At 66.7% G+C, this 6048-nt stretch carries 9 protein-coding genes; 5 read left to right on the forward strand and 4 right to left on the reverse strand.

The window, feature by feature from the left end; genetic code table 11:
- Positions 1 to 38 precede the first annotated feature (38 nt).
- Positions 39 to 704: a TetR/AcrR family transcriptional regulator gene (locus IU450_RS27625; protein WP_195152649.1), complete on the forward strand. Its 666-nt coding sequence runs from the start codon at positions 39 to 41 to the stop codon at positions 702 to 704.
- Here the strand turns inward: IU450_RS27625 and IU450_RS27630 are convergent.
- The gene (locus tag IU450_RS27630) at positions 688 to 1314 is read right to left on the reverse strand and encodes a TetR/AcrR family transcriptional regulator (protein WP_195152650.1); all 627 of its coding nucleotides are present in this window, start codon (positions 1312 to 1314) and stop codon (positions 688 to 690) included. The genes IU450_RS27625 and IU450_RS27630 overlap by 17 nt on opposite strands.
- A 147-nt stretch (positions 1315 to 1461) precedes the next feature.
- Here IU450_RS27630 and IU450_RS27635 point away from each other — a divergent pair, with 147 nt between their 5' ends.
- From IU450_RS27635 to IU450_RS27645, 3 genes are all read left to right on the forward strand, one after another.
- Complete coding sequence (locus tag IU450_RS27635; protein ID WP_195152651.1) at positions 1462 to 1914, forward strand: hypothetical protein; 453 nt, start codon at positions 1462 to 1464, stop codon at positions 1912 to 1914.
- Positions 1915 to 2087: 173 nt separating this feature from the next.
- A complete protein-coding gene (locus IU450_RS27640) occupies positions 2088 to 2495 on the forward strand; it encodes a DUF2511 domain-containing protein (protein WP_195152652.1) in 408 nt (135 codons plus the stop codon).
- Positions 2496 to 2793: 298 nt separating this feature from the next.
- On the forward strand, positions 2794 to 3330 hold the full coding sequence (locus IU450_RS27645) for a hypothetical protein (protein WP_195152653.1): 537 nt from the start codon (positions 2794 to 2796) through the stop codon (positions 3328 to 3330).
- A gap of 70 nt (positions 3331 to 3400) precedes the next feature.
- Here the strand turns inward: IU450_RS27645 and IU450_RS27650 are convergent, their stop codons facing one another.
- The 3 genes from IU450_RS27650 to IU450_RS27660 form a co-directional block, all read right to left on the reverse strand.
- Positions 3401 to 3919: a hypothetical protein gene (locus IU450_RS27650; protein WP_195152654.1), complete on the reverse strand. Its 519-nt coding sequence runs from the start codon at positions 3917 to 3919 to the stop codon at positions 3401 to 3403.
- Positions 3920 to 3951: 32 nt separating this feature from the next.
- Positions 3952 to 4959: a DUF6973 domain-containing protein gene (locus tag IU450_RS27655; RefSeq protein ID WP_195152655.1), complete on the reverse strand. Its 1008-nt coding sequence runs from the start codon at positions 4957 to 4959 to the stop codon at positions 3952 to 3954.
- A 170-nt stretch (positions 4960 to 5129) separates the two neighbouring features.
- Positions 5130 to 5435 carry a hypothetical protein gene (locus tag IU450_RS27660; RefSeq protein WP_195152656.1) on the reverse strand — a complete coding sequence of 102 codons (306 nt, stop codon included), beginning with the start codon at positions 5433 to 5435 and terminating at the stop codon, positions 5130 to 5132.
- A 67-nt stretch (positions 5436 to 5502) separates the two neighbouring features.
- Between IU450_RS27660 and IU450_RS27665 the strand changes: the two genes are divergently transcribed.
- Positions 5503 to 6048, forward strand: a 546-nt coding sequence (locus IU450_RS27665) for a YbaB/EbfC family nucleoid-associated protein (protein ID WP_195152657.1), incomplete at its 3' end; no start/stop codon positions are given.

The raw sequence follows: 6048 nt of genomic DNA on the forward strand, positions 1-6048 counted from the left end.
CGTTTGTTTCCCAATAGTGGCTGTGCCAAGCTGGCGTGGTGACCCGTACCGTCAGCGGCACCTACCGCGGAGCCTCCACGGCCGAGCGCCGCGAGGATCGGCGCAGGCGGCTGCTCGACGCGGCCCTGGACATCATCGGCACCCAGGGGTTGTCGGCGTTGACCGTGCGCGGCGTGTGCGAACAGGCCAAGGTCGGCCCGCGATTCTTCTACGAAGCGTTCCCCGACCTCGACGCACTCGCCTCCGGCGTACTGGTCGAGATCCAGCAGTCGGCGCTCGACCGGGCGAAGGCCGCGATCGCCGAGACCGCGGGCACACCCGGCGACCGGATCCGCGCCGGGGTCGCGGCCCTCATCGTGGAACTCACCGACGATCCGCGCCGGGCGAAGGTCGCGTTCGCCCAGACCTACGGGGACGAGGCGCTGATGCGCAGCCGGTTCGCGGGCATGCGCCAGGTCGCCGACGTCATCATCGAACAGACCCGTCTGGTGCTCGAGCTGCCCGAAGGACAGGACACCGCGATCGCCGCGACCTCCCAGCTGATCACCGGCGGCGCGGCCGAACTGGTGCTGGTCTGGCTGGACGGCGGACTCGACGTCGACCGGAACGGGCTGATCGCGCTGCTCGCGGACTACACCGTGGCCATGATCGATCGGCTGCCCGCGGTCGCCGGACGGCTGTCCGGCCTCACACCAGATTCCTGATCAGCGCGGACATCAACGGCTCACGCAGTCCGGGCAGGGCGGCGAAATCCCCCGCGACGACGCGATTGGTCGCCAACGAGACGACCGCGCCGATCACCGCCTCGCCGACCAACTGCTGATACGGCCGGGTCGCCCCCAGCACCGCGGCGAACCCGTCCACCAAAGCGGTCTGGGTCGCCAGCCGCCGCTCCAGCACCGGCCTTCCCGCCGCGTACACCTCCACCAGGAAAACCCTCGCGACCTGCGGCTCCTGCGCCAAGGTAGCGAAGTACGCGTCGAGCGCGCGATCCATCCGTTCGAGCGGAGTGCCATCGCCCGCGAGCGCGCCCGCGATGCGGGTCATCACGATCTCCACGGCCATGTCGTAGGCGGCGAGGAAACACGCCTCCTTGTTCGCGAAATGCTGGTAGAAGGTCATCCGCGAGACCTCGGCCCGCTTCAGCACATCCGCCACCGTCGCCGCCGCGTACCCCTTGTCCGCGGCGGCCTCGATCATCGCAACCAGCATGCGGGCCCGCTGCGCGGCGACCACGTCTTCCGGTGCGATCCCGTGGTTTCCGCCGTGCAGTTTCCCGCCGGCCCGCGCCTTCAGCAACGATCCTCGCTCCACGCTCCGATGCTAAGCATTCGCGTGGTCGCGCGCGCCCGGAAACACGGCGGCCACGATGCGGGGAAATCGGAGCCGGGCAGGGTGCGGCGCGGGGCACAATGGCCGTCCGAGAGTGCTCGATTCGAAGCAGAAGGAGCGTGATCGACAGTGACAGGCAGACGACCGGCCGGACGAAGCGCCCTTGTCGCGGCGTTGGGCACCGGCCTGTTCGCGGTGGCCGCACCCCCTGCGACGGCCGATCAACCCGCGTTCGTGAACATCGGAGTCATCCACACCTTCGGCGACACCTGCTACGGCCAGGGCCAAGCGGGCATTTCCTCGCCCACCGGAACACCCGGCGCCGCCCGTTTCGGCATCAGCTTCGTCAATTACACCCCCGTGGGCATGCCGTGCACCTTCACGGCCTTCGCCAACTGGCGCAACCTCGACACCGGCGCCGCGGGCACGGTAGCCGTCCGCGTCACCGACAACACGGCCTGGAACCAGACGCCCGGAACAGTCTTCGCCGGCCTGCCCACCGGCCCGGGACGGGTGCAGATCGACGTCACCACCGACTACCCCCACGTGTCGGCTCCCATCGTGGAGATCCAGATCCGCTGAGTCACCGCGCCCGGCCGATATCGCCGAAGCCCTCTTGTCGGGTGCGTGTCGGGTCGCGCAGGCGCCGAACCCCTGGCGCCACAGTGGCTTCGGTCGGTAAGCTGCCTGCCGAGCGCATGGGGACAGCGCGACCGCAGAGGGGGGAGACGCGGATGGCCGCGCAGGTGGGACACATGAATCGCGGTACTCGGCCGAGAAGAGCCCGCCGAGCACTGCTCACATGCCTCATCGCCGGAGCCTTGGCGTCCAGCGCATGCGGCGGCGGCTCGGGTCCGAAGAACCCCGCACACCCGACACCGTCACCCCTCCCACCACCCACCTCCAACAGCCAGGCGATCCGCAGCGAAAACCTCGGCTACCTGTGGCCGCTGACCGTCGATCACGGCACCGTGGAATGCCGTCCCGGCGATCAAGCCGTGTTCATCGCCCCGGACGGCATCGCCTACGCCTTGAACGCCAACGCGTCCGACGCCGGCGTTGCCGACATCGAACCCCTGCGCGCCACCGGCGCGGGAAACGACAAGATCAGCCTCGGCGCCATGCGGACCAAAGCCCTCTCCCTCTGCCACCAGCACGGCTGAGCAAATCCGGAACTGCCGCGCACCCGACGGTCAGCGCATCGCGGTATGCGGGCGGAGAGACCGGCAGGGATCGGTGCATGGGGAGACCGGCGATCGCCCGCAGCGCGAGCGGGTCGGGGCAATTTCGCGAAAGTAGGCGGGTGATGGCGATGCGTGGGCGGTGCCCGGCTCCTAGACTGGGGAACTGCGGCACGGTCGACCGTCGAAGGGCTCCGGCAACTCCACGATCGGCATAACTCGAAGTCCCGATCCGGCATGGGCCGGTACATCCGGCCCGGTTTCCATGGAGGAGGGCCGCATGCCCGATCCGTTCCATATGCGCGTCTGTCTACTCGGCGAGGGTTGCGCCTGCCCCACGGTCACCCTGTTCCTGGCCCCGGAGCCACTGATCCCCGGCGGCAACATGCTGCACCTACTCGAGCAGGCCCCGCTCTCCGCCGAGACCGGCGCGCCGACTCCCGACGCCGAGCTGATCGACTTGGTACAGAGCGAGCCGGCTCCCCCCGATCGCGGAGTCCGCACCGAACTCCAGGTGTTCCACACCGACCGCCCCGACCCACGCCGAATCCACGCCATCCTGCACGACCACCACATCACCGCCGCCGCCCCGATGGGCCTCGACATCAGCGACCCCGCCGAACTGATCCGCCTGGCCCTACTCCCCGAACACCCCATCGGCTACCGCCGCATCGATGACTTCCAACAGGAAGCAACCTCCCGCGCCATGCTCGCCGTCTACCGCCTCTTCGAGGTAGACCAGCGCGTCCGCCTGACATACCACGGCTTCGCCGACCCGACTACGGGCTGGTTCGCTCTGCGCACGGCCATCGCCTGAGCGCGATCGATTCTGTCGTGGGCGCCGCACCCGCCGCTCATCGGTCCCTGGGGCCATGAGTCCACAGCGGTCAGGAGAACTCCTCGATGTCCAGGACCCAGACCGGACCGCTGGACAACGGTCCGTCCTGTCGCGTCTCCCGCGCTCGCACGACGGAATCGGGCGTCGCGTATTTCTTCGCGTGCACACTGTGGCGCGGCACCTTGTCGTCGAACGCGTAAACGACCTTGCCAGCGAGCACGAAAACCTGGATCGCGGAGTCCGAATCCTGGGGCAACCCCTTCCACTCGAGATCCTCGGTCCCCAGCGTGGCATTCACCTTGTCCTCCGACACCGGCGAATAGAAGCTGTACATCCGGTCCCACGCCCCGATTCCGATCGCCGAATCCGTGACGACATCCCCCAGCCGCGCGGTGCCCCGCGTATCCCGCACACGATCGAAAGCCGCCGCCAGCGCGGGATTCTCGGCCTCGACTGTCACACTCTCACCCCCGAAGGGGAGCCGGCATCCAGAGGCGAGCGCGACGACCGCCGCCAGCCCGAGAACGCCCAGTGCCCAACCGGTAATGGTTTCCGTACTGGTTCGCATGAGTCTCCGATGTTCGAGTTAGGTAGTCAGCGCTACTTCGGCGAAGGACGATCGTTCGGCAACGGTGCGCCGGGCAGGAACTGCGGGTTCTTGTCGAATTCGGCCGAATCGACAGCTCGGCCTTCCTCGACCTGGTTGGTGAAGCTGAGGCGCTGATTCTGATCGATCAGCACGGTGTCGCCGCGTTCGACGGCGTCCTTGACGAGAACTTGCAGCTCTTCCTGATCGGCATCAGGATTCGCCAGCGCGATCTTGCGACCGATTTCGTTGTTGTACAGGTCCATTGCCTCACGGACCGCGGCGTTGTCGGGACGACCTTCGTGCTTGGAGGTGTACTCATTGGTCCAGTCCTCGCCGAATTCCTGCGTCATCAGGGCGTTCCAATACGCGTGCCGGAAGGCGTCGGTGTGGTTGTCCTGGGTGTTGTCGTTGGGAAAGAGCGAATTGGCGGTGTCTTCCGCCTCGGTCTTGAGGTTGTAGAACCTGATCTTGTCGCCAAGGCTGAGTTGTTCGAGCATGGCGGCTTCGGCCACCGTCACATTCTGCGGTTCGAACCCGGGCTTCAGGCCCATGAGCGTCGCCAGCGTTCCGTCCGGCCACTTCACCATGCCGCCTGGGTCGGCCTCGACCTGATAGTCCGTCACGATCCGCTCGAGTTCGGCTCCGGGCGGGATCGGAACGTCGGCAAAGGCGTTCTCGATGGCTTCGCGGGCATTCTCCGCAGCGTCGGCGGCGGCTTGGAGCGCGGCGACGATGTCGGTTTGGTGCTGCTTGGCGATCGCGCGCAAGACGAAGTCCGCCATCGACCACGAGGTGTCGGACTGGTTCAGCAGCCAAGCCGATGTCGTGTCGTCGTAACCGACGGCACCGCTTTCCGCGACGATGAAATTCTGTTCCTCAGCGGTCGCGATGGCGTTCACCGCAGTGGTTTTCGCGAAGCCGAGGATGGACCCGATCTGGGAACTCACTTGCTCGCCTTTTTCGAATGCGGTAGCCACTTTCGACATCGAGGACAGCGCTTCTGTTCCCTTGTCGCGCATGGCGTCGCTGGCGGGGCCGCGCCAGAAGCCGGGCGAATCGGCGAGTTGCCGGGAAACCGCGCCGTGTTCGTCGGAGATCGCCTTGACTCCGCGGCCCCACTCCGAACCCTGTTCCGCTAGAGGCGCGACGTTCCAGCTGCGAATCTGCGGCTTGGTCGGCGGTAGCGAACTCATCGCGGCACGTCCTCGACGGATTCGATTGCGCCCGCGTTGATCCGGTCACGGTTGTTGTACTCGGTGATGCTGATGCCCGCCTTGTCCGCGATCTCGGTCAGCTGAGCATTGACGCCCTGCACGCTCGCGCCCGCGCGCCAACCCGCCTTCATGAAGGCGTGCCCGAGACCGGAGCCGGGCAGCGCCTGCTCGATCGCGGCGATGAAGCTGCTGGTGGGTACCCCTGCCAGCGCATCACGAGACTTGTTCAGCGCGCCGATCATGCCTTCGACAGCAACTTGATCGACATAGAGCTCGGTCATGAATCCCTCCCCTGGAAACGGGCTACTCTGTTGCGACTCTATTGGAGATGTGGGAGGGGGTCCGAAGGTGTATCCGATCAATGGGGACATCGATCCGATTACCAACCGGATGGATGCGGTGCGGCGAGCGCTGCTGACCGATCGCGCCAGCGCAGGCCGATACGGAGTCACCGTCGAAGTCGGCGCGGACGGAACCTTGGCAGCGGTTCGAATCGATGAGAGCGTCACGCCGTACGGGGCCGAACTCGGCAAGCTGATCACCGATTTGGCTCGGGAAGCCCTCGAGGAAGCTCGCGCCAACGTGCGCGATCGCTTGGCCGAATTCACCGAGGATCCCCGCATCGAGGCGGTGCGGGAAACACTGCACATCGCCGTCGAACGCCCGTATCCCACCGAGCCCCAGCCACTCCGGCGCCACGCACCGGTGAAAGAGGACGAGCTCACCGAGGAAGAGTTGATCGAGCTGAACGAGCAGCGCAACCGGAGTGAGGTTGCCCCGGTCTTCCGGACACCAATGGTGAGGCGAGATACTCGCCTCCGAAAGGAGTCTGGATGCCACCAGCACACCCGCCGGAGTTCCGTCAGCGCGCGATCGAGTTGGCCCGCAGTAGCG

This window comes from Nocardia abscessus, from assembly GCF_015477775.1.
In the GTDB taxonomy this organism is placed as follows: Bacteria; Actinomycetota; Actinomycetes; order Mycobacteriales; family Mycobacteriaceae; genus Nocardia; species Nocardia abscessus_A.